This window comes from Streptomyces sp. NPDC088746, assembly GCF_044751065.1.
Classification (GTDB): Bacteria; Actinomycetota; Actinomycetes; order Streptomycetales; family Streptomycetaceae; genus Streptomyces.
The window spans coordinates 138681-159773 of sequence record NZ_JBIVLA010000011.1 but is presented as its reverse complement, the minus strand read 5'-3'; the positions used below and the strand labels follow the sequence as shown (position 1 = coordinate 159773).

The window sequence follows — 21093 nt, the reverse complement described above, 5'->3', positions numbered from 1 at the left end:
TCTAACTGGGTAAATCCGGCTGACACCGCCCCACCCGTTCCTTCACCATCCAGCTAGCACAGACGCACGGATGCAGCGACCGGGAAGAACGGACAAGATCGGCAGCCGGGGGGCCATCACCGTACGGCCGGGTAGTGTCGTGCGCAGGGTGGATGTCAGCGGGATGCGCACGGTTATGACAGTGGGATCGCAGAGTGCGTGTCAGTAGGCGGTGACGGCTCGGGGAGCATCCGGAGGCTGTAGAGCACGTTGTCGTGGAAGCGGTCGATGATGTCGCCGCGGGTGACCATCTCGGCGGCGGCGAGGTCTTCGAGGGCCTGGCGCTGGGCGGCGTCCTGGGGGTCGATGCCGCCGTCGACCCAGACGCGGAGGAGTGCCTCGGCCTCGGCAGGCTGGATCGGGCCGCGGATGTCGGAGCGGGGGTTCTTCCGTCCGTGAGGGCGTCGACCTGGTACGAGTCGAGGACGTCGAGGCGTGGGGTGGCGGTGTACGCCTCGGGTGGCACGTGCCGCAGGACGAGCACGCCGCCTGCGTCGGGGTGAGCTCGGGCGTGGTCAAGGGCGGCGTCGAGTCGGTGGCGGGTCCAGGACAGGTCGGCTGCGAGCGCGTCGGCGGTGAGGGGGCCGTCCGCGTACGCGAGCGCGGTGAGGAAGGTGAGCGAGTCGTGGTCGGAGCCGGCCGGGCGGCGGTCGATGACCTGGCGGTGGCGGGGCAGCTCGAAGAGGTCGTCGGAGCCGGGAATCAGGTCGGCCGGGTGCATGTCGAGGTGATGGGCGAGTTCGAGCAGGACGCGGACGGGCAGGTCGGGGAGTTCTTCGAGGTCGATCTGGTGCTCGTGGGCACCGAGGAGATCGGCGAGCTGCCAGCCGGTCGTCCCGGCGGCCAGGAGGCGCCGCTTGATGACGTGCGATCTCTGCACCGAGTCGCGGCGCCTCTGGGGGCCCTCGCGGCGAAGGCGACGGCTGGAGGAGATCGGCTCGGTCACAGGCGGCTACGCAGGTTGTCGCTGAGGGCGATGAGGTCCAGGCCCCGGTAGTGCATCCATCCCGCGGCCGCGGCGTCGTGGGCAGTCTCGTCGCCGTGGCGGCAGTGGGAGCGGTGGAGCCAAGCCGGCTTGAAGTGGATGCGGTGGCAGGTGCGGATGACTGCTTCGCGCAGGTGGAGTTCCGGACTCTTGTTGCCCGGTGCCTTGTCGTGGATGAACGGGGGGTCGGTGTCGGTGGCGCCCTGGCTGCGCCGGTAGGCGAGGTGGGCGGCGACGAGAGGGGCGGCGTGCGCCGGCAGGAGCACGGGGTCATCCGATTCGAGGTGGAGGACCTGGAGGGCGTTGAGCTCGTGCGGGGTGTGGTGGTGGAACTTCCACCTCCAGGGGACGCGGAGGTAGCGGGTCTCCTCGGGCTCGTACGGGCTGCCGATGACGGGCACATGGACGCTGCTGCCGTCGGGGGCGGTGTTGCCGCAGGTGATCAGGCCGAAGCCGGTGGGTCCGTGAGAGCCGGCTGCGTCCGCATCCACGTCGAGAAGGTCGGCACCCGGGAGAAGACCCGGCCCGAGTACAACGCCGCCCTCGCCGACCTCCGCCCGGCCACACCCTCACCGTCACCATGCTCGACCGCCTCGGCCGCAACATGGTCGAGCTCATCACCTCCGCACACCCTGATCGGCCTGGACACCGCCGCCGAGAACGGCAACCACGGCGGCGGCCCCCGGCCATCGACGCCGACATGCTCGCTGTCGCCCTGCGCCGCCGCGACGCCAAGGAATCCGTCACCGCCATCCCCGAGCACCTCGGCGTCGGCCGCTCCACCCTTTACCGGACCCTGGCCGCATACGACGAAGCCACCACCAGCACCGGCCGCAGGTGACCGTACGCGTACACCGGCCCCAAGGTGACTTCGTACAGCTGGACAACCCCATCGGCGAAACCCCGCGCCGGACACTGGCGACGGAGATGCCGTCCTAGCCTCTCAGGGCACACCGGGGCGCAGACTCAGACGCTAAAGGCGTCTGCTTTGATCAGTCCCATGACGGATTGGTCTCAGCTCACCCATGCCTACGGCACAGCCGAAGACGTGCCTGGCCTCCTCAGGGCAGCCGGGCCCGACCCGGAGAATCCCGCGTGGAACGAGCTCTGGTCCCGTCTGTGTCACCAGGGGACGGTCTACCCCGCGAGCTACGCTTCCCTGCCCGCGCTGGCCGAGAAGGCGCGCGAGTCGACGGCGACAGACCGAACCATGGCCCTGCTCCTGGCCGCTTCCATCGTCGCCAGCACAGACCGGCCCTACGGCATACCTGATCCCAAGAATTCCTACGCCGCGGAGATCTCTGAGCTGATCGAGCTGGCGGAGGAGGCGCTGCGCCATCCGTCACTGGCCGACAGTCCAGATCGCTATGTGGAACTACTGGAAGCCCTGCTCGCGTTCGAGGGAGTCGAGGTGTGGGGGGAGGAACTGCACGGTCTCAGCGGTGAGGAGTTCGAAGTTCCCTGCCCGGCGTGCGAGGCCGAGAACTTCGTCGTGTTCGGCGAATACGGCTACTTCTCTACGACCGACAGCTTCTACATGAACGACGCCGCTGGGCGCCGCAGGGAGTTGCAGCCAGCAGCCGTCTCCTCCTTGGAAGGGCTGGCCAAGCGGCTCCACGCGCGTGCTCTCACCGACGGTCAGCACAAGGTCGCGGACGCATTGACCTACCTCTTCGGCAGCGCGCACTGCGCGGAGTGCGACGCGCTCTTCCGCGTTGATCACGCCATCGTGTCCCGCTGGAGCAATTGACCTCCGGCGCGATGCTGACGAAACCGCGCGCCTCACGACATCTACTCTGCGCCGGCAAACGGCCCTCCGGGTACCTGCTGACGGCACCCGACGGCGAGCGGCAGGACCTCGGCCCATGGCCAGCAAGCACTGACATGCCTCGGGTCGCCGAGGACTGACACTCTTGTGTCGTCCGACAACGACTACCTCCGACGGTACGAGCACCACCGCTGGGAAGCCCTTACGCCGGAGTATTGGCCCGCTGCTGAATCTCGGTGCTGCTGCTACAGCTCCTTGGCTGCCGTCGGCAGGTGGTGCCATGCGTGTCCGCAAGTGCCCTTGCAGTCTGTCTCCCTGCGTCGGGTGTCGGCGACGGCGAACACGGAGACGAGTACACGGAACGCCTTCACGTGCTCCTCGGCGGGGAGGTTGGCGAACCCGTAGCGGGGCGGGTCCATGCAGATCATCACCGATGGGTTGGCCGTGGGCTTCACCCCGGAGCGCGCCACGCCGGCGCAGCCGTCCGCAGCCGTGATGTGAGCCTGCATCGCGTAGCCGCCGACCTCCGCAGCACCTCCTGCCGGCCCTCCAGAGAGAGGCCAAGGAACCAGGCTGCCCCGTCGTCCAACGTGCGGAGCCCCTGGGCTATTTCGTTGACGACCTGCTCGGTCTCGCACCGGACGGCGCAGCCGTCTTCACTACTCGTTTCGGTCATCTCTTGATCATTCCACCCTGCCAGTTCGGGGCGAGGGCCTGAAGACTACTGCCGCGACCTCGTCCGCTCCCTCAAGGGAGGCAACCGTCTCTACCGCCTTTGGCGCATCGCCCAGACCATGCCCCGCTGACAACAACTCTGCGCCGTACTGACATCTGCTCTGCGTCCGACAACGTCAGCGGAGTCTGCCACCGGATGTCAGTGGTTCTGCCATGAGGTGTGTCAGTAGGTGCTGACGTCGTCGTCGGCGAGGCGGAGGCCGTATCGGGCGGCGTCGGCCAGGACTGTGGTGCCGTCGTCGGCCTGGGCCAGGAGCCCGGCGTCGAGCAGGCCCGCGACGGTAGGCGCGGTCGGCTCCTCGGGATCGGTGGAGACGAAGCCCTCGTAGCACGCCTCGAACAGCACGGCCGCGTCCTGACTGCCGATGGCGTCGCTCTGGAGCGGCCGGTGGTGCAAGTCGCCCGGGTGACGCCCGGCTCGGTGTGGTCGGCGGGGTGGACCCAGTTCATCCAGCCCGCTATCAGCTTCTGGCGCTGCGTCGCGGACCCCGAACCTGGCCGTCTCCTTCGCGGCGACGTAGCTCCCGGGAACCGCCTCGGCCGCTCTCGCTACGATCTCCAGCTCCCGAGCATTGGAGTACCGCCATGAACGAACGCCTTGTCCACACGGTGGAAGTGCCCCTGGGCAACGACGCCGGCGACGCCGGCGACCAAACCGTCCGCGTCCAGATCCGCGAGGTGGACGAGGCGCTCGTCCGCGTGGGGCGGGGCGGCCGTACCGTGGCACGGGCCGAGCGGACACTCGGGCAGATGCTGGACACCGTACGTCCCGTCGCGGAGAGCTTCGTGGGCCGGTTCTCAGGAATGGCGCAGGCGCCGGACGAGATCACCCTGGAGTTCGGGGTGTCCTTGTCCGCCGAGGCGGATGTCGTCATCGCCAGCACCGCGACGGCAGCCAATTTCTCCGTCACCCTGACCTGGAACAAGCGCGACGAGCCGGGCACCGCCCCCGATACTGTGGGGCAGCAGCGCAGTTGATACGGGTGGGGGCCCAGTGACACACGGACCGCGAGGCAGGAACGGGGATGACCGGCGGGCGACCCCGGAGCGCACGTCGGGCCACCCCGACCCCGCGTACGGCCCCGAGGCGGCCCTGGCCGCCGCCGTCGTCCGCGTCAAGGGCCGGGACGGGGTGGTTGCCGGTGCGGGCTTCCTGGTCGCCGACGATCTCGTGCTCACCTGCGCCCACGTGGTCTCCGACGCCCTCGACCGGCCCCGGGAGGAGGCGGTCGAGCCCGGGGCCGAGGTCGCCGTCGACCTGCCGCTGGCCGGGGACGCCGGGGGCGTGTACGACGGCGGTGACCGTACGGCCCAAGTGCGGCGCTGGATACCCGTCGCGCCCGACCGGACCGGTGACATGGCCCTCCTGCGGCTGCGGGTCCCGATACCCGGGGCCCGGCCGCTGCCCCTGGCCGATCCCCCGGAGGGCGTGTGGCACCACCACGCCCGGGCCGTGGGGTTCACCGACGACCACCCCGGGGGCATCTGGCACAGCGGTACGTTCCGGGGGCCGACCCGGGAGGGATGGGTCCAGCTCTCGCGGGGCGACGGCGAGAGCGTCTACGTCAAGGGGGGCTTCAGCGGCAGTCCCGTCTGGAACGACGAACTCGGCGCGGTCGTCGGCCTGATGGTGGCCGCCGAGCCGGGACGCGAGGCCCAGCAGGCGTTCGCCCTGCGGACCCGCACGCTACTGGACGCGCTGCCCGAACTCGTCCCCCTCGTCACCCCGCCCACCCCGTTCCGCGGTCTCGCCACTTTCGAGGAGGCCGACGCCGACGTCTTCTTCGGGCGGGACGGCGATATCGAGAAGGTGCTCGACGCGTTGCGGGGCCGCTGGCCGACCGTCACCCTGTGCGGGCCCTCCGGCTGCGGCAAGTCCTCACTGGCGCTGGCCGGGGTGGTGCCGAGGATGCGGGAGGCGGGGTACGCCGTCGTGGTCGTCAACGCCGGGCACATCTCGTCCCTCCGCCACGCCCTGGCCACCAGGCTGTACGAGCTCCACGAGGCACAGAGAGGGCAAGGGGCGGACGGCGGTCCTGCCCAGGTCCGGAGCGCCGAGCACGTGGCGGCCCTGCTGGCGGAGTGGACTTTCCCCGACGTCCTCCACCGCGTCCTGGGGAGCGCCGGCAGCCGAGTCCTCGTCGTGCTGGACCAGGCCGAGGCCCTCCTCGACCGTTCCGAGGACGAGCTCACGGAGGCCGCCGACCTGCTCTTCCGGAAGGGCCAGCCGGAAGGCCTCCGCGTTCTGCTCACCCTCCGCGCCGACTTCGTGGACGCGGCACTCAAACGCCCCGTTCTGGGAACGGCGTTGAGGGCCGGGCTCATCATTGCCCTCACCCCGATGTCGGAGGGCCAGCTCGCGAAGGTGATCAGCGAACCGGTCAGACGGATGCCGACCGTGGCGTACGACGCAGGGCTGGAGGAACTCATCCGGAAGGACGCCGGGGGCGCGCCCGGCATCCTGCCCCTGCTCGGCTTCGTCCTCACCCAGCTGTGGGACCGGCAGTCCGGAGGCCGGCTGCGCCTCGCGACGTACGAAGAGATCGGCGGAGTGTCCGGCGCCCTGGCACGCCACGCGGAACAGGCATGGCGGGAGTGCGTACGCCCGGCGGACCAAGCCGACGCACTGCGTCTGCTCACCGGGCTCGTCCGGGTACTGCCCGGCAGCGAGGCTCCGCTTCGCCGCGTAATCACCCGCGAGGAGGCGGGACAGACACGGTGGCGGATCGCCCGCGCACTGGCCGAACGGCGGCTGCTGGTGCTGCGCGGGAAGGAGGGCGAGCCGCAGACGGCCGAACTCGCCCACGAAGCCCTCACCAGCGCCTGGCCGACCCTCGCCGACCAGGTGCGCGCCGACAGCGACCTGCTGGCGGCCCGTGCGGAGCTGCGCCACGACCTCGACCGCTGGGAGACATCGGGGCGCTCCCCGGATCTGCTGCCCGGCCCGATCCATCTGGCTTCACTGAGCCGCCGGCTACAGGCGCGGGAAGATGAACTCTCCACCGAGGAACGCACGTTCATCGTCCTCGCCACAAGACGGCAACATCGCCGCCGGACCCGGTTGCGGGCCGCATGGGGTGCCGCCGCACTCGTCCTCGCGCTCATCGCCGGGCTCGGCACCTTCCTCGTCGAGCAGTCACGGGTCAGCGCGAAGCGGGAGGCGGAGGGCCGGTCACGCTCGCTGGCGACCCTCTCGGACCAGCTGGCTCAGCGGGACCCGGGGGGTGCCGCTCTGGTCGCCATGGCGGCCCACGACCTCTCCCCCACCCAGGAGGCGCGCAACGCGCTGCTGCGCCGCTACGACCACTTCGTGCTCTCCCGGTGGGCCCTGTCCGGGACCGACGCCCCGATGAGCCAGGTGGCGACGAGCACGGACGGCCGTGTGGTCCTCGTGACGACCAGGGCCGGAGGGACCACCAGCAGGGACGGGGGCGCCGTGCTCTTCGTCCGGGGCGCCGACGAGCGGGTCGTACGCGCCCGCCTCCCCTTCGCCGAACAAGCCTTCCTTCCGATGGTCAGCAGAGACGGCCGCAGGATCGCCTACCTGTCGACGAAGGACGGCGGCACCCTGGTCTGGCACGACGTGGACCCGTCGGGAGCGGACGAGTCGGCGGTGCTGGGCAGGGAGGACAAGATCCTCGGTAAGGAGTTCGGGGAGCCGGGAACGGCGTTGTCCCAGCGCCTCGGCCTCGCGGATTTCTCCCCGGACGCCCGCGAGATCGTCACCGTGCTCGACGGAAAGGTACGGATCCGGGAACTGGCGACCCGGCGGACGCGGGAGCTGCCCGGGCGGGTGCCCGCCGTCGATCGGGTGTGGTTCGGGCCGGACGCGGGCACCCTCGTGGCTCATCTGCGGCCCGACGCCGGACAGGAGAAGGACGGGACAGGCTCACTGGTGGCGGTCGACACCGACACGGGACGGACGCGGACGCTGGCGACCGGCGTCCGTGCGTCGTACGTCCCTCGTCTCGCCCTGTCGGGCAACGGCGCGGTACTGGTCGTCTGCCGGGAGTCGCGGCTGGGGCAGGATGTCGCCTACGAGGCCATCCGGGTCGCGGACGGCCGGGCACTGACCCGGTACCGGCCGGGCGAGTTCAGCACCTCGTGCAAGAGCATCGCGATCGACGGGACGGGAGACCACTTCGCGGTGAGCACGGCGGGGGCCACCTGGCATGTCGTCGGGACGCGCCCAGGAGGCAAGGTGCGGGAGGCCCTGGGGCCCAGCAACTTGCCCTCACTCAATGAAGATGACTTGTCCCTCGTGGGAGATCCGGAGGAGCCCGTACTGATCGTCCCGGACGAGACCTCGGTGACCGGTCGTCCCCTGAGCTGGAGCACCATCAACGCCGACAGCCCTCCGGTGCTGCTCAGCGGTGCGGCATGGGGTGAGAGGGGCGATACGGTGGTCCGCCTCGGGGAGGACGGCGACAGCCTGGGCATCGTGCGCATGGACACGGAGGGATCGACGCTCATCAAAGAGGTGAAACGGCCCCCGAGGAAGACAAGGACAGATTTCATAGAGGATCTGCCAGAGCTCAAGGCCGACCGGAGCGGAACGCTGGCCGCCGACCTCATCGGTCCGGGCAAGGTCCGGGTCTGGGAACTCCCCTCCCTGCGCACGGCCACCGACATCGTCACTCGACCGCCTCCCGAGGACGAGAACGTGCGGGTCTTCTTCGGCCCGCACGACGAGTTGCTGACCATCTCCGGCAGCATCATCGAGCACTGGAACGCCCGTGACGGCCGACGCCTGTCGAAGCCCATCGACGTCCGCGACCTGGGGTTCGCGGGGAAGAACCTGGCGCAGTTCACGGCCTCCCCCCACCCCGAGCCGGGATACGTACAGCTCCTGGTCGCCGGTGACCCGGTCATCCATGCCATCTCCTTGCATACGGGCAAGGAGAACAAAGGGCTTGCGGTCAGGCTGGGACCCGGCGTCAGCACTGCCGTTCTCGACCGGAGCGGCGATTTCGCAGTCGTGCAGGCCAAGGGGCTCATGGTGGAAGTGTGGTCGGTCGGGGAGGCCGGGCAGCCCTTGCGGAGGGTACTCGGCCCCGTCGGACCGCTGCACCGGTTCCATATGTTCGAGCACGGCTTCCGGTCGGACAGCTCGGTGTACTTCCTGGCCAACGGGAACTCCATCCGGTTCCAGGACGCGGCGGACCCCGAGGACCGCGGCGACTCGTACGTGTTCGCGGAGGAACAGGAGTTCCTGGCGGCCTCGCACGACGGCAGGACCCTGCTCCGGCGCATCGACAAGGCTGCCGTGAACGTCCTCCACCTCGACCCGGAGCTCTGGAAGAAGGAGCTGTGCAGCACCCTCGGCCACGACCTCTCCGCGGACGAACGCCGCGGCCTCCCCACCTGGCTGCCGGACCGGATCTGCCCGCCGGGCGGCCGCCAGGACTGACCGGAAGACGGCTCCAACCGTACGACTGGTTCCTACCCGCCGCCCGCCGCACCGCCTCCATGGCCTGGGGCCGGCTCGGCTAAGAGCCACTCACCCGTCTCCCAGCGCAGGTCCTCGGCCGACAGGCGTCACTCGGGGACGCTCTCTTGCGCAAGACACCGACGAGCGTGAGCGAAGAGATCCCTCTCCTTGTCCCCGTACATCGAGCCAGCGCGGCTGCTGCTTCTGACTCGGTTCGACCACGGCTCCTCTCCCCCGTTGCTTTCCGGTCCCTTCGCACTGGCTCGGAGGATGGACGACGATGCTGCTCGTCCACTGTGCTTCCGCCGCCTTCGCTCGGACGATCTCGGCCTTGGCGAGGGCCCAAGTGCTGTCAGCCCACCCCTGGGCCCGGATCAAAGCTGCTCCCCCCCTCGGTACGATGACGGCCCGCCAGGCTCTTGGCCGGCTCCTCCGCAGCCGGTGCCAGCACAACCAGCACCAGCACCAGCACCAGCAGAACGACGAGCTCCATCGCCCCTCCTCCTCATCTCCGTCCTGTTCACCTCCGCTCTTCGGTGGCGGTTCCAGGCCCTTCGAGATGTAACGGGGAGCGGCAGCTCGTTCTGCATGACCAACCACGGTCTAACCTCACCCGTATGGCGACCGACTGGATAGCGGAAGCGCAACGCATAGCCCAGGGGCGGCGCTTTGGCGAGCTCACCTCTCCCCGCTCCCGGCAGGGTGACCGCCCGACGGCGGCGCTGTCCGAAGCGGAGATCCGCGAAGCGGAGGCGGAGCTGGGCATCGTGTTCCCGGACCAGTACCGCGAGTACTTGCTCCGGCACGACGCCGGCGGCACGGTGAACCGCCTGTACTGGTCAGCAGCAGGCTGGGGCTGGCAAGCGGATTCGGACACCAACTACGACCTGCTCACCACCGACTTCCCGCATCCCGACTCCTACCGTGCTTACGGGGAGGAGCTGGACGCACGCGAGCCGCTGGCGGAGAACTTCCCGGCCCACGACGCCTACCAGGCAGCGTGTGAAGAGTGGGGTGCCGAATACGACGTGTTCCAGGAGCGCAAGACGGCCGGCGCCGTGTTCATCCAGGACAACGGCTGCGGCTTCTCGACCCTGCTCGTTGTCACCGGTCCGTACCGGGGCTCACTGTGGTTCGACGGCCGGGCCACCTGCGACCAGATCCTGCCTCTGAACCTGAGCGGTCAGCCCGTGTCGTTTGCGGACTGGCTCGCTCGGAGGTCCATGGATCTGGTCGGCTGGTGAACACTGCCGGACCGGCCCCCTGCGAGGAAGGTGTCGGCAGCGCGGGAACCGAACTCCCGAGCCCACCCCCGATCAGGACTCCGGGCAAGGCCGACCGCGGGGAGTTGTAAGGCCTCTCACCGGTCAGGTGAGAGTCTCCTGCGCCCAGCGGGCAACGCCACCGAGCCTGGCTGCCGCTACGTCGATATCGCCGGTCCGGACAGGCTGCCCGACTTCGTAGTCGAAGCCTTCGAGGCCGCACTCGTCCTCAACCATCCGTCCGATGCAGTAGGCCTCGGCCATGACCGGCAGCGCTTCGTTTCCCGGATAGCGGTAGGGGATCTCGATGTTGGCCGAGTGCCCGTCGTAGTCCAACTGCAGTTGACCAGCAGGCCCGTCACGCCACAGAGTCAGGCTGTAGGGGAACTCCTCGGTGGTGACCGGCCCGATCTCCCGCGATATCCGCTGTATGAGCCTGTCCCAGTCGGCACGTTGCTCACCGGTCAGGTTCATGGGCTTGAGGTCGGCATCCGGGTCGTAGGCGGAGTTGATCTCCTCCAGGGTCTCGTCGAAGGAGCGGCCCTGGAGAACCCTCAAGAACATGATGTCGTAGGTCACCGTCCGCAGCCTATGTGCCCACACTCGCCTGCTTTGGGGATCAGGGCTGGATGGGCGGCCACCGGGGATCGCCCCACGCATTCCCCTTGCGGCTACCACCCTGCTACCTTCCTTGTATGGGATCCCAGAAGAAGCAGACCCAGCTCCGGCTCGAGCCTGGAGTGCTCGCAGCGGGGAAGGACGCCGCGGCAGCTCGTGGCCTCGATTTCAACCGGTACGTCGAGCGGCTCATCGCCGAAGACACATCCGGCGCCAGGGCCGCTGGGATGGCAAGCGCTCAGCGTCTCCTGGATGAGCACGGCTCCTTCCTCGACGCCCTCGAGAAGGAACTCGACGCGCAGCACTCCCCCGCATCCAGCCGGAGTGCCGCTGCGTGAGCATGTCCCTGCACATAGACCTCTCCTGGATCCTCGAAGTAGCCGAACGCGCCGGCCACCACGATCCGGCCCCCGAGGATCTGGGAGTCCCCCTCGCCGCCGTCGCCCGCCATCAGGCCCAGCTGCTGGAGACCCCCGTCTACCAGGGCGCGTTCGCCAGGGCCGCGGCCCTGGTGCACACGTTGGGACGGCTGCGCTGGCTGGAGCAGTCCAACCTGAGCGTGGCCTGCGCCGTCGCAGTGATGTACCTCGAGGCCAGTGGCGTTCCTGTAGCTCCGACACGGGAGCAGCTGTCGGCCCTGGCACACGAGCTGCACGACCCGAAATGCACGGCCGCGGGTATCGCGGTACTACTGCGGGCCTGGCGGGATTGAGGTGCGGTGCGTGTTGTCCGCGGACAACACGCGCTCCGCCGTCGCGCGAGCACTCGATCACAGCAGCAGGGGTCCCGCCGGGAAGCAGCAGGAAATCGACCTGTGGCCCGGGTTCAGGGGTGTTATCTATCCCCGCACTCGGGGAGCAAAAGCGCGACGACCACGATGGCGGTCCACACGCTGGGGCCATCCCCGCGAGCGGGGAGCAGGTGGCTTACAGAGCTGTCAGGCCCTGCAGCGTGGGAACATCCCCGCACGTGCGGGAACCAATGGGTCCGAGTCGCCTTGATCTGCTGCTGCATGGGGCCATCCCTGCGCGTACGGGGAGCAATTGGAGCCGACGCTGCGGACGGAGTCGATCCCGGGACCATTCCCGCGCGTGCGGGAGCAGAGCTTGTGGCACCCCCCTTCCTCAATGATCTTGGGACCATCCCCGCGCAGGCAGGGAGCATTCCTTGATCATGGCCGACGTGATGGTGCTAGTCAGACCATCCCCGCGTGTGCGGGAAGCAGGTGCCCTCGCTCGCCGGCCTCTGCCGGGCCGGGGGACCATCCCCGCGAGTGCCGAGAGCAGCGTTCCATGGACACACGCCCGGCTCGGCGACGGGACCATCCCCAAGCGTGCGGGGAGCAGGGCATGCTGGTCTTCGAGGACCCGCCCATGCGGGGACCATCCCCGCGCGTGCGGGGAGCAGAGTGTCGGGGTGAGTGGGAGGGCGACCAGGTCGGGACCATCCCCGCGCGTGCGGGGAGCAGAGTGTCGGGGTGAGTGGGAGGGCGACCAGGTCGGGACCATCCCCGCGCGTGCGGGGAGCAGCAGGGGAGCGGCGCCGAGCTCGTCGGGCCACGGGGACCATCCCCGCGCGTGCGGGGAGCAGGTCTGGGTGCCCTCGTGCTTGACCAGGCCGGGGGGACCATCCCCGCGCGTGCGGGGAGCAGACGCCGGCGGACAGGGCGCGGCTGCGCATGGTGGGACCATCCCCGCGCGTGCGGGGAGCAGTGCTCGGCGGTGTCTGCGGCGCTGGGGTCCCAGGGACCATCCCCGCGCGTGCGGGGAGCAGACGCCGGCGGACAGGGCGCGGCTGCGCATGGTGGGACCATCCCCGCGCGTGCGGGGAGCAGGCGGTCTCCTGGTTCGGCGTGGTGCGGGAAGGGGGACCATCCCCGCGCGTGCGGGGAGCAGTGCTCGGCGGTGTCTGCGGCGCTGGGGTCCCAGGGACCATCCCCGCGCGTGCGGGGAGCAGCCAAGAACCCTGAGCCCGGACACGCGGCCGCCGGGACCATCCCCGCGCGTGCGGGGAGCAGTCGCGGACACCCGCAGCTCGCCCGTGGAGATCGGGACCATCCCCGCGCGTGCGGGGAGCAGACTCACTGACCTGCTGATTCATCGGCCGCCAGCCCAATTCTGACGCGCTTTCAGTGAATCCGACATTTCCCTCTCGGTCACCCAATCCGCCCACCAATCCGAACAGCTCGCCTCCAGCATCCCTCCCCCATCGGAGTGACACGCCACAGATTCTCGACCCCGCCTGCGTCAAAGTCTCCGGCCGGGTGAGTAAGGTAACCGCATGACCGTCCCATACTCCCCCGATGACAGGGAAAAGGTAGTCGCCAAGCTGCCAGCCGCCTTGCGACAAGAACTCAAGGTCAGGGCAGCCGAGTTCGGCGTCGACATCAAGGACGCCGTGACCGAAGGCGTACAGGCATGGCGTGCAGATGACGCCGAGCGCACCCCCGTGGACACCACAGGGGGCAGTTCGTTCTCCACCTATCTCCCCGCCGGGCTGTACGGGGAGTTCAAGGACGACTGCAAGCAGCGTGGCATCCCCTTCAACCAGGGCATCGCCCAGGCGATCCGCCTGTGGCTCGACGCCCACCCGTCCCCCCGCAGGCCCGCAACGCGGCCCAGCTGGGCCCGCCGGCTCATCTTCGGCAACCAGAAGGGCGGGGTAGGCAAGACCGCCACGTCCTCCGGTGTCGCGCAGGCGCTCGCCGAGGCGGGAAACCGCGTACTGCTGATCGACTTCGACCCCCAGGGCCACCTCACCAAGCAACTCGGGTACGAGCTGTTCGACATCGAAGCCCCCAGCCTGGCCAAGCACATGCTGGGCGAGGCGAAGGGAGAGCTCCGCGATCTGCTCGTCCCGATAGAGGACAGTGCCTTCAGCGGGCGGCTGTTCATGCTGCCGGCCTGCAAGGACGCGTTCCTGCTCGACGCCAAGCTCGCCACGAGCCGCTTCGTCCGCATCAAGGAGACCGCGCTCGAGAAGGCTCTGGAGCCCTTGGAGCGAGAGTTCGACTTCATCGTGGTCGACTGCCCGCCCAGCCTCGGGTACACCATGGACACGGCCCTCTACTACTGCCGTACGCGGGAAGACGAGACGCCGGGCTTGTCCGGCATCTTCATCCCCGTCCTCGCTGAGGACTCGTCTGCCGACGCGTACGACATGCTCTACGACCAGATCCAGGATCTGTGCGCAGACATGGAGGTCGAGATCTCGATGCTCGGCTTCATCGTCAACATGTATGACAGCCGCAAGGGTTACATCGCCACGTCCTCGCTTCACAGCTGGAAGGAGATCGGCGATCCGCCGGTCGTCGGTGTCATGCCTGAGCTCAAGGAGCAGCGCGAGTCCGTGCGTCTCAAGCAGCCTTTGCTGTCCTACGCCCCGGAGTGCGAGCAGTCCGAGATCATGCGCGCCATCGCTCGGAAGGTCATCTCATGAGTGTCGCCGACCGGCTCGGCACGGGCTCGTCCTTCGGTGGCGTGCCGCGCGGCCGAAGTGCCCGGGGCCGGGCGAAGGCCATAGTGCAAGGCGATGTTCCGGCGTACGAACTGCGGCGCCTGCCGCTGGAGGACGTCGCTCCGACTCCGCTCAACCCTCGTCGCAACTTCGGTTCAGAGGAAGACCTCACCCGCTTCGGTGAGGAGCTGCGGGTCGCCCAGCTCGCGGCGTGCGTCGCCGTGTCCCGTCCTGCGTACCTGAGGCTGTGGCCCGAGCACGAGGCGCAGATCGGCGACTCCGCTTACGTCCTTGTCAATGGCGAGAGGCGATTCCGCAGCGCGGTGCACGTAGCTCTGGACGCCCTGGACTTCGTCGTACGGGACGATCTGGCCGCCTCCCGCGAGGAGTTCGTGGATCACCTGCTCAAGGAAAACCTTGAGCGGGAGGACTTCGATGTCGTGGAGCGTGCGCGCGGCGTCCTCGAGCTCGTACGGGTATGCAGCGAGGAGTCGGAGAAGGGGGCCCGCACCCGGGCCGCCAAGCGGCTCGGGCGTGACCGCTCTTGGGTCACCAACCAGCTCGCGCTCCTGGAGCTCCCGGCTGAGTTGCAGACGATGCTCAGCTCAGGCTCTCTCCCCGAGCGGGACGGCCGTCTGCTCGCGCGACGGCTGAAAGAGGAGCCAGGACTCGACGGGGCCGGGCTGCTGGCCCACCTGAAGGAAACCCGGGAGCAGGAGGCCCGCTCGCGCGAGGAGGAACGGCTTCTGCTGCAGCGGGCCAAGCAGACCGCTGCTACGCAGACGTCTGTGCCGGCTGGCGACATGGGGGACCACTCCCCCAAGCCGAGTGCCGTGTTGTCCGCGGACAACAAACCGCGCGAGACGGAGGCCGCTCAGTCAGCTCCGGCCCGGACACCGGCTCCTGCGGATCCCACTCCGGCTGAAGAACGCGTGTTGTCCGCGGACAACACAACTGGCGGCATCGAGTCGCAATCGGCGGCAACGGCCGCGTCCGTCCCCGCTCCCCTGTTGTCCGCGGACAACACGACCGGCGCCGCCAAGACTCCGGCCGAGGCGAACCACCGGAAGGAAGAGACGGCCGAACCGACGGACGAACGCAGTCTGCTCCTGGTGCGCCAGCTCGGCGCGTCCGTTGAGGAACAGGCACGCACTCTCGCGTCCGGGCTTCCCTCCGAGCAGCTGACACAGCTCATCGAGGAGCTCCACGCATACGTGTGAGAGGGCTTCGTCGGTGCGCCGGGGGCAGTCGCCTCCGGCGCACTTCTGTTTCCAGCTTCTGCAGGAATCGCCGGGCGTCCGGCCCGGCTGCGGACGCCTGCGCAATCGGCGCGACCTCCTCGGCGTACCGAAGAAGGAGGACCGGCCGGCTCAGACCTCTGTGGCGGCCTGCCGCTGGGACAGGGTGATCCGTCGGCGCTCCAGGTCCACGTCCAGGATCTTGACTCGCAGAGCACTTCCGACCTTGATGCCGAGTTGGGGATCCTCCCCCGGCGAGCCTGTCAGTTCGGAGTTGTGCACCAGCCCTTCCACACCGTCCTCCCTCTCCTCGATGCGCACGAAGACACCGAAGGGAACGAACTTGGTGACGGGCCCGAGAACCGTGGTGCCGACCTGGGCCGTCAGCTCCTTCATCGGATCGTCCTGCAGGGCTCTGAGCGACAGCGACAGCTGTCCCCGGACCGCGTCGACGCCCAGGACCTCCGTGTGGATTCGCTGGCCCACGGACACGACGTCGGATGGATGAGCCACAGAGCGCCATGACAGCTCTGGGATGTTGATGATCCCTACGTGCCCGTCGATGTCGACGAAGGTGACGCCGAACGGAGCCGTCTCGGTCACTGTGCCCGTCACAACCTGGCCGGCCCGCAGCGATTTGAGGAAGGCCCACTTCCGATCGTCGGGTGTCGGCTCGGTCCGCCAGCGAGCTCGTAGAACCCCATCGCTGTCGGGCAGGACGGCGGTGAACAGTGGTACGTACTCGTCTGCGTACACGGGCATCAGGGCTGCCGCGGTGGCGCCCGCCATCCGCACGGTCAACTCCGCGTGGTCCTCCTCATCCGCCAAAGCACTGTGCACCCTGCCGTCCGTGTCCTGCCAGACCGCTTCCACCAGGCCCTCGTCAGGAAGCGAGCCGAGGACGGCGCCGACATCGAGGGAGAGGGCGGGCCAGACAGCCAGCCGGGCACGTGGCGCGAGGCCTGCCCGTACGGCGCCGAGGGTGTCGCCGCTCAGTGGGTGCCACCGGGAGGCTCCCTCGATGTACGTCTCCTCGAGCAATCCGGCGCGTCCTGAGCCAAACGGCCCAGGCCAGCGCCGACCAGAACTCGGCGTCTGCCGACCGCTGAACGTCCGGCAGCTCTGTATCCACAGCGTAGGGGGAAGCGTCCAGCCTCTCAGGAAACAACCCCAGCGCACGTGTCCGCGCCACCGCGTCCTCGCTGGGCCGGCTGGTGCAGACGTAGAGGTACTGGTCCCATCCCACATGCACCTCGAAGATGCCGTCCGCCTCTAGTCGGCACCAGGCGCCACTGTCGCGCAGCATGCATCTCACCAGCTCCAGAGCGGTGGGCAGCTGCACTTCCGCTCCATCGTGGAAACTGTGCGGGCCGTTCGGGAAGAGAGCGCCCAGCCCGTAGTCGTCGGCTGCAGCCGCAACTCCGAAGTGAGCCAAGGACGGAATTCCGGGTTCGCGTACGGCGAGACGGTCGAGCCCGGCGTCCGCAGCGAATGCCGCGACCGCTTGAAGGTAGGCCGTCTCGCACTCGCCGCGATCGCTCACGACGTCCTGGGCCCCGTGGTAGTGACCATGCTCGTCACGGTCGGCGGGGTCGTACTTGGTCACGCGGTAGACGAAGGGATGCACCGCTCCATCCTGAGGCATGGGACTCCCGCGTCGGCAAGGAACAGGGATCCCGCCTGTGCGAGCCAAGCACGAGGAAGGTCTGGCGAGGTGTGTTGTCCGCGGACAACACGGCCACCTCCGAAATGGCTTCGGTCGCGGCGAACCACCGGGAGGACGAAGCGGCCGAACTAACGGACGAGCGTAGCCTCGTCTTGGTGCGACGGCCCGGCACGTCCGTCGAGGAACAGGCGCGCACTCTCACCTCGCGGCTTCCGTCGGAGCAGCTGACTTCGCTGATCGAGGAGCCCCACTCCTACGTGTGAGCAGCAATGGGTGCGCCGTGGATCGGTCGGTCCATGGCGCTCCCATTTCGTTGCCAGGGTCCACCAGTCGTCCTGGCACCGCCCGAGTTGCGGACTACGGCGAAGAGCCGATGCCGGTCCGGTCCCCTCGGTCTCTCCGCCACCGCGACGGCCAGCGTGGACAGGAATTCGGCCGGGAGCCCGGGCCCCGCAACTCTATGACTGCCGGAAGGCCTGCTGGCCACTCCAACGACGCCGAGTCCGGAACAATCTCCTTCGCCCCCCGCTCCGACTGAAGAGCCCGTGTTGTCCGCGGACAACACGGAGGTCGCCCACGCCCGCGCCAGACTGCAAGGCTGAGGAGAGGCGACACCTCCGCCGCCTACCGAAGAAACGTGATCGTTCGGCCAGATCTTTGTGTCAGCTTGCCGCCGGAACACAGCGATTCGCCCACGCCCACCAGGCCCACACCCAGATACCTGGCCCGCACAGCTGGACCCATTTCTGCATGGTCCTCCTCGTCCGCCATGGCCCTGTGAACCCGGAGAGTTCGGCCGTGACGGGTCGAGGCCACATTCGAGGTGCTCCGCGAGGCGGCACGGCTGGCTGGACCGCGCTTGGTGACGCGGTAGGCGTAGGGGAGTGCTACGTCCTCCTGGGGCAGGCGCCCTGCGAGGAAGGTCCGGGCAGATGCGTTGTCAGCGGACAACACGCGGAAGCCGAGTACGCCCCTGACAGAGCACGTTCTCCCACACACGCAAGCGAGCGTGTCCGGGCGGGAGTCAGCCCGGCAGGTAGTTGTTGTCCGCGGACAACAAGCGAAGAAGCCGCTTCTCGGGGTCAGGGACACACCTCCGTGCCGGTACGCCCACCGGGACCATCCGCCGTCAGCGACTGGTTGCCGATCACCTCGCAGATCTCCCGACGACGCGCAGCAGAGCGAAGTGACGGCCGCTCGGGTCGAATTCATAGGTGGCGGCGGTCCCCGCCGGATCTTAGGAACCGGCGGCCTGTTTGGTCTGGAGGCGCCGACCGGCACCTTCACCGCTCTTGTCTGCTCACTGCGGCGGTGTAAAGCGGCGGAGCACGTCGGCCTTGCTGTCTGCCAGCCAGAACGAGCCGTCCGGCGCGGAGAGCTGGGTGAACGGCTCCGGGTCGACGGGCAGGTGGGACCACCCCCGCGGGCACGGAGAGCAGGGAAGGTTGCCCGCTACGTTGGCCGGTCCCTCGAGGCCATCCGCGCGGACGCGGGGAGCAGGAATTCGGTGCGGCCTGGATCGGCTGCGGGTTGGGGGCCATCCCTGCGGGCGCGGGGAGCAGGCGGAAAGGACGACCGCGGCAACGGACTGCCCGGGACCATCCCCGCGGGCGCGGGGAGCAGTTTCTCCACGAAGACCAGCCTGTGACGGGGGAGGGACCATCCCCGCGGGCGCGGGGAGCAGACTGCGCGACCTGCGGGTTTACCGCCGGAACAACTCAGTTCTGAGCACTTGCAAAGAAACCGACATCTGCGACATCTCACCCCTATCGCCAGGCATGCTACCCGGCAGCCAATTGATCAACTCTAGCGACGTCTACTCATAGTTGAGGCGGTATCCACCAGAGCAGGAATACATCTTCCACACTTTCTCCATTTACCTGCGGAATCCGACGATCGGCAGATATTCATCTGGCATGAGAGTCAACGGGGGCTTCCACACCGGGCTACGGACAAGGCTGCATGGCCCCGTGCTCAGAGTGTGGGCCAAGCATGATCGGGATTCCGATGCGTGGCTACCACTGTGGCGGCACATGGAGGACAGCGCTGCGGTAGCAGGCCTACTGTGGGACGAGTGGTTGCCGTTGTCGACGCGGAACCTGATCGCCACCGATCTGCCGGGCAAAGCGGACGACGCGCGCCGTCTAGTTGTGTGGCTCGCCAGCGTGCACGACGTCGGCAAGGCCACACCAGCATTCGCCTGCCAGGTCGAATCCCTCGCGCAGATCATGCGCGCTGATGGCCTCGAGATGCGCTCCCAACGGGCCATGGGCGCGGACCGGAAACTGGCTCCGCACGGGCTCGCCGGGCAGGTATTGCTGGGGGAGTGGTTGGAGGACCGGCACGGCTGGGCCTGCTCGCAGACAGGTCAGTTCACCGTCGCGGTGGGTGGGCATCACAAAGTCCCTCCCGAGCACGGTCAAATCACCGCTCTCGACAAACACCCTCAGCTGCTACGCACCCACGGCAACAGCCGGGAGCTGTGACACCGCGTACAGCAGGAGCTGTTGGAAGCCTGCGCGGCAGAGTTCGGTGTGCACGACAGGCTCAGCGCGTGGCGGTCCGTGAAGCTGCCACGGCCCGTGCAGGTTGTTCTCACAGCACTGGTCATCGTCTCCGATTGGATCGCCAGCAATCCCGATTCTCCGGGCCCGGCAGCCCTGCGTGACACCGGACTCGCCCTTCCGAGGTGTGCAACATCGGCCTGACTCCGGTGGCGAACCAAGGCCACAAGGCCCTGCCCCGAGCCTGACCCGTGCGCGGTCGCCGGTGGTCAGGGCGAAGTGAGCGAAGCCGGGCAGCGGTCAGCCCGTGGCCGGTCCGAGCCCGTAGTCCGCCTTGAACCCCCCCAAACCGTCCGCGAGGTGGGCAAGCCAGCCGCTCGGGGAGTACGGAGGGGGCGGGTCGACCTCCATGCCCAGCTCCGCAACCGCGAGGGCGTAGTCGGATTCTTCGAGGGCGAGGGCGAGCAGTTCGTGGAGCTCCCCCGCGAGGTGGGCGACCAGCTGCGGGTGCGTGGTGGCGGTGTAGTCGCTTACGGCCGCGTCATGGTCCGGGAACTCGTCCGGCATGTCCTGCGAGAACCAGCCGCCGAGGAACTGGCCGAGCTCGGGGAAGCGGGCGTGCCACTCCCAGTGGGTACGAGGGACGGACGGGGGTGGGACCTCACCCTCCTCGATCGACCGCTTCAGGTGATCCGCCACCACGAACAGCCAATCCTGGACCGCCGATTCGGGCAGACCGACGTCAGGCACGGGGTAGAACTCACCGAGGCTCAGGCGCAGCCGGCCCGGTGGATTTCGGGCGTACTCACGGATCTGCTGTTCGGCCATGCCCAGGGCCCAGGGCCGGGTATGCCAGGTGTGGCGGAGGTACGCCTGAAGGGCTTCGCTCGGCCCGGTCGGCTCGTCGTCGGCCGACATGCCGGTGTACGCGCTGATCACCTGGTCCAACTCGCCGTAGCGGCGGTCGAACTCGAGCGGCTTCATGGACACGGCGCTGAACCTCTACAGGTAGATCGGAACGGTGGTGAGCACGACGAAGCCGTGCGGGCTGTCCGGCTCACGTTTCAGGACGACACGTGCCGCGCGCACACCGACGGGCTCCCGACCGGCGAGCATCATCGCCTGCAGCAGGACACGGCCGACGGGCGCCTCACGCGAGGGCCAAGCAGCCTCGATGGTGAGGCGGCTGCGAGTGCCCTGCGCAAGCCAGCGGTGGATCTTCTGCTCATTGCCGGTCACCACCTGCTGGGTGGCCCACTGAGCGGTGGCTCGGTCGGGGTAGGTGGCCGAGCGGGTCCGTACGGTCATGTCTGTCCACTTCAGCTTGCGTCGAACGACCAGATGAGGCCGACTTCTTCGTCAGACACCGCGAGGAGTCCGAAGTCCCAGAC

19 protein-coding genes, 1 pseudogene and 1 CRISPR repeat array are annotated in these 21093 nt (G+C 68.6%); of the genes and pseudogenes, 12 read left to right on the top strand and 8 right to left on the bottom strand.

The genetic code is table 11. The annotated features are described in order from the left end of the window. The first annotated feature begins 254 nt into the window (after positions 1-254). Entirely contained in the window at positions 255-542 is a 288-nt protein-coding gene (locus tag ACIP63_RS35100; protein ID WP_401524156.1) for a hypothetical protein, read from the top strand. Beyond that, entirely contained in the window at positions 506-1036 is a 531-nt protein-coding gene (locus tag ACIP63_RS35095) for a hypothetical protein (protein ID WP_401524153.1), read from the top strand. Before ACIP63_RS35100 ends, ACIP63_RS35095 begins: the two co-directional genes overlap by 37 nt. Here ACIP63_RS35095 and ACIP63_RS35090 read toward each other — a convergent pair. Then, positions 982-1515 carry a hypothetical protein gene (locus ACIP63_RS35090; RefSeq protein ID WP_401524151.1) on the bottom strand — a complete coding sequence of 178 codons (534 nt, stop codon included), beginning with the start codon at positions 1513-1515 and terminating at the stop codon, positions 982-984. The two genes, ACIP63_RS35095 and ACIP63_RS35090, sit on opposite strands and share 55 nt — an antisense overlap. Positions 1516-1604: 89 nt before the next feature. On the opposite strand from ACIP63_RS35090, the gene ACIP63_RS35085 reads away from it, so the two are divergent. Further along, positions 1605-1865 (top strand): helix-turn-helix domain-containing protein, encoded by a 261-nt coding sequence (locus ACIP63_RS35085; RefSeq protein WP_401524148.1) that lies wholly within the window; start codon positions 1605-1607, stop codon positions 1863-1865. A gap of 159 nt (positions 1866-2024) precedes the next feature. Beyond that, the gene (locus ACIP63_RS35080) at positions 2025-2774 is read left to right on the top strand and encodes a hypothetical protein (RefSeq protein WP_401524145.1); all 750 of its coding nucleotides are present in this window, start codon (positions 2025-2027) and stop codon (positions 2772-2774) included. A 263-nt stretch (positions 2775-3037) separates the two neighbouring features. Here ACIP63_RS35080 and ACIP63_RS35075 read toward each other — a convergent pair whose 3' ends face one another. Next, the gene (locus tag ACIP63_RS35075; RefSeq protein WP_401524142.1) at positions 3038-3301 is read right to left on the bottom strand and encodes a DUF5958 family protein; all 264 of its coding nucleotides are present in this window, start codon (positions 3299-3301) and stop codon (positions 3038-3040) included. A gap of 389 nt (positions 3302-3690) precedes the next feature. Continuing rightward, a complete protein-coding gene (locus tag ACIP63_RS35070; RefSeq protein WP_401524140.1) occupies positions 3691-3924 on the bottom strand; it encodes a hypothetical protein in 234 nt (77 codons plus the stop codon). A gap of 188 nt (positions 3925-4112) precedes the next feature. Here ACIP63_RS35070 and ACIP63_RS35065 point away from each other — a divergent pair, with 188 nt between their 5' ends. Both ACIP63_RS35065 and ACIP63_RS35060 read left to right on the top strand, forming a co-directional pair. After that, entirely contained in the window at positions 4113-4505 is a 393-nt protein-coding gene (locus tag ACIP63_RS35065) for a CU044_2847 family protein (protein ID WP_401524137.1), read from the top strand. 16 nt (positions 4506-4521) lie between these two features. Next, positions 4522-8937 (top strand): trypsin-like peptidase domain-containing protein, encoded by a 4416-nt coding sequence (locus tag ACIP63_RS35060; RefSeq protein ID WP_401524135.1) that lies wholly within the window; start codon positions 4522-4524, stop codon positions 8935-8937. Between the two features lie 373 nt (positions 8938-9310). Here the strand turns inward: ACIP63_RS35060 and ACIP63_RS35055 are convergent, their stop codons facing one another. After that, on the bottom strand, positions 9311-9451 hold the full coding sequence (locus tag ACIP63_RS35055) for a hypothetical protein (protein WP_401524132.1): 141 nt from the start codon (positions 9449-9451) through the stop codon (positions 9311-9313). A 124-nt stretch (positions 9452-9575) separates the two neighbouring features. Between ACIP63_RS35055 and ACIP63_RS35050 the strand changes: the two genes are divergently transcribed. After that, positions 9576-10202, top strand: a complete 627-nt coding sequence (locus ACIP63_RS35050; RefSeq protein WP_401524130.1) for an SMI1/KNR4 family protein — start codon at positions 9576-9578, stop codon at positions 10200-10202. 123 nt (positions 10203-10325) lie between these two features. On the opposite strand, the gene ACIP63_RS35045 is transcribed toward ACIP63_RS35050, so the two are convergent. Further along, complete coding sequence (locus ACIP63_RS35045) at positions 10326-10799, bottom strand: hypothetical protein (RefSeq protein WP_401524127.1); 474 nt, start codon at positions 10797-10799, stop codon at positions 10326-10328. 116 nt (positions 10800-10915) lie between these two features. Between ACIP63_RS35045 and ACIP63_RS35040 the strand changes: the two genes are divergently transcribed. The 4 genes from ACIP63_RS35040 (at position 10916) to ACIP63_RS35025 (ending at position 15514) form a co-directional block, all read left to right on the top strand. Beyond that, the gene (locus ACIP63_RS35040; RefSeq protein ID WP_401524124.1) at positions 10916-11176 is read left to right on the top strand and encodes a hypothetical protein; all 261 of its coding nucleotides are present in this window, start codon (positions 10916-10918) and stop codon (positions 11174-11176) included. A gap of 2 nt (positions 11177-11178) precedes the next feature. Continuing rightward, positions 11179-11550: a fic family toxin-antitoxin system, toxin component gene (locus ACIP63_RS35035; protein ID WP_401524170.1), complete on the top strand. Its 372-nt coding sequence runs from the start codon at positions 11179-11181 to the stop codon at positions 11548-11550. A gap of 241 nt (positions 11551-11791) precedes the next feature. After that, positions 11792-12916: direct repeats of the CRISPR family, unit length 29 nt; unit sequence GGGACCATCCCCGCGCGTGCGGGGAGCAG. A gap of 202 nt (positions 12917-13118) precedes the next feature. Beyond that, positions 13119-14276 (top strand): ParA family protein, encoded by a 1158-nt coding sequence (locus tag ACIP63_RS35030; RefSeq protein ID WP_401524122.1) that lies wholly within the window; start codon positions 13119-13121, stop codon positions 14274-14276. After that, positions 14273-15514, top strand: coding sequence for a plasmid partitioning protein (locus ACIP63_RS35025; RefSeq protein ID WP_401524119.1), 1242 nt, complete (start codon positions 14273-14275; stop codon positions 15512-15514). The genes ACIP63_RS35030 and ACIP63_RS35025 overlap by 4 nt, the downstream gene beginning before the upstream one ends. Positions 15515-15664: 150 nt before the next feature. Here ACIP63_RS35025 and ACIP63_RS35020 read toward each other — a convergent pair whose 3' ends face one another. Beyond that, positions 15665-16573, bottom strand: a complete 909-nt coding sequence (locus ACIP63_RS35020; RefSeq protein ID WP_401524117.1) for a S1 RNA-binding domain-containing protein — start codon at positions 16571-16573, stop codon at positions 15665-15667. A 2541-nt stretch (positions 16574-19114) separates the two neighbouring features. Here ACIP63_RS35020 and ACIP63_RS35015 point away from each other — a divergent pair. Next, a pseudogene (locus ACIP63_RS35015) lies at positions 19115-19840 on the top strand (CRISPR-associated endonuclease Cas3''); the annotation flags it as partial. Positions 19841-20002: 162 nt separating this feature from the next. Here the strand turns inward: ACIP63_RS35015 and ACIP63_RS35010 are convergent. Beyond that, a complete protein-coding gene (locus ACIP63_RS35010; RefSeq protein ID WP_401524114.1) occupies positions 20003-20692 on the bottom strand; it encodes a contact-dependent growth inhibition system immunity protein in 690 nt (229 codons plus the stop codon). 12 nt (positions 20693-20704) lie between these two features. Then, the gene (locus ACIP63_RS35005; protein ID WP_401524112.1) at positions 20705-21010 is read right to left on the bottom strand and encodes an RNase A-like domain-containing protein; all 306 of its coding nucleotides are present in this window, start codon (positions 21008-21010) and stop codon (positions 20705-20707) included. Between the last annotated feature and the right edge of the window lie 83 nt (positions 21011-21093).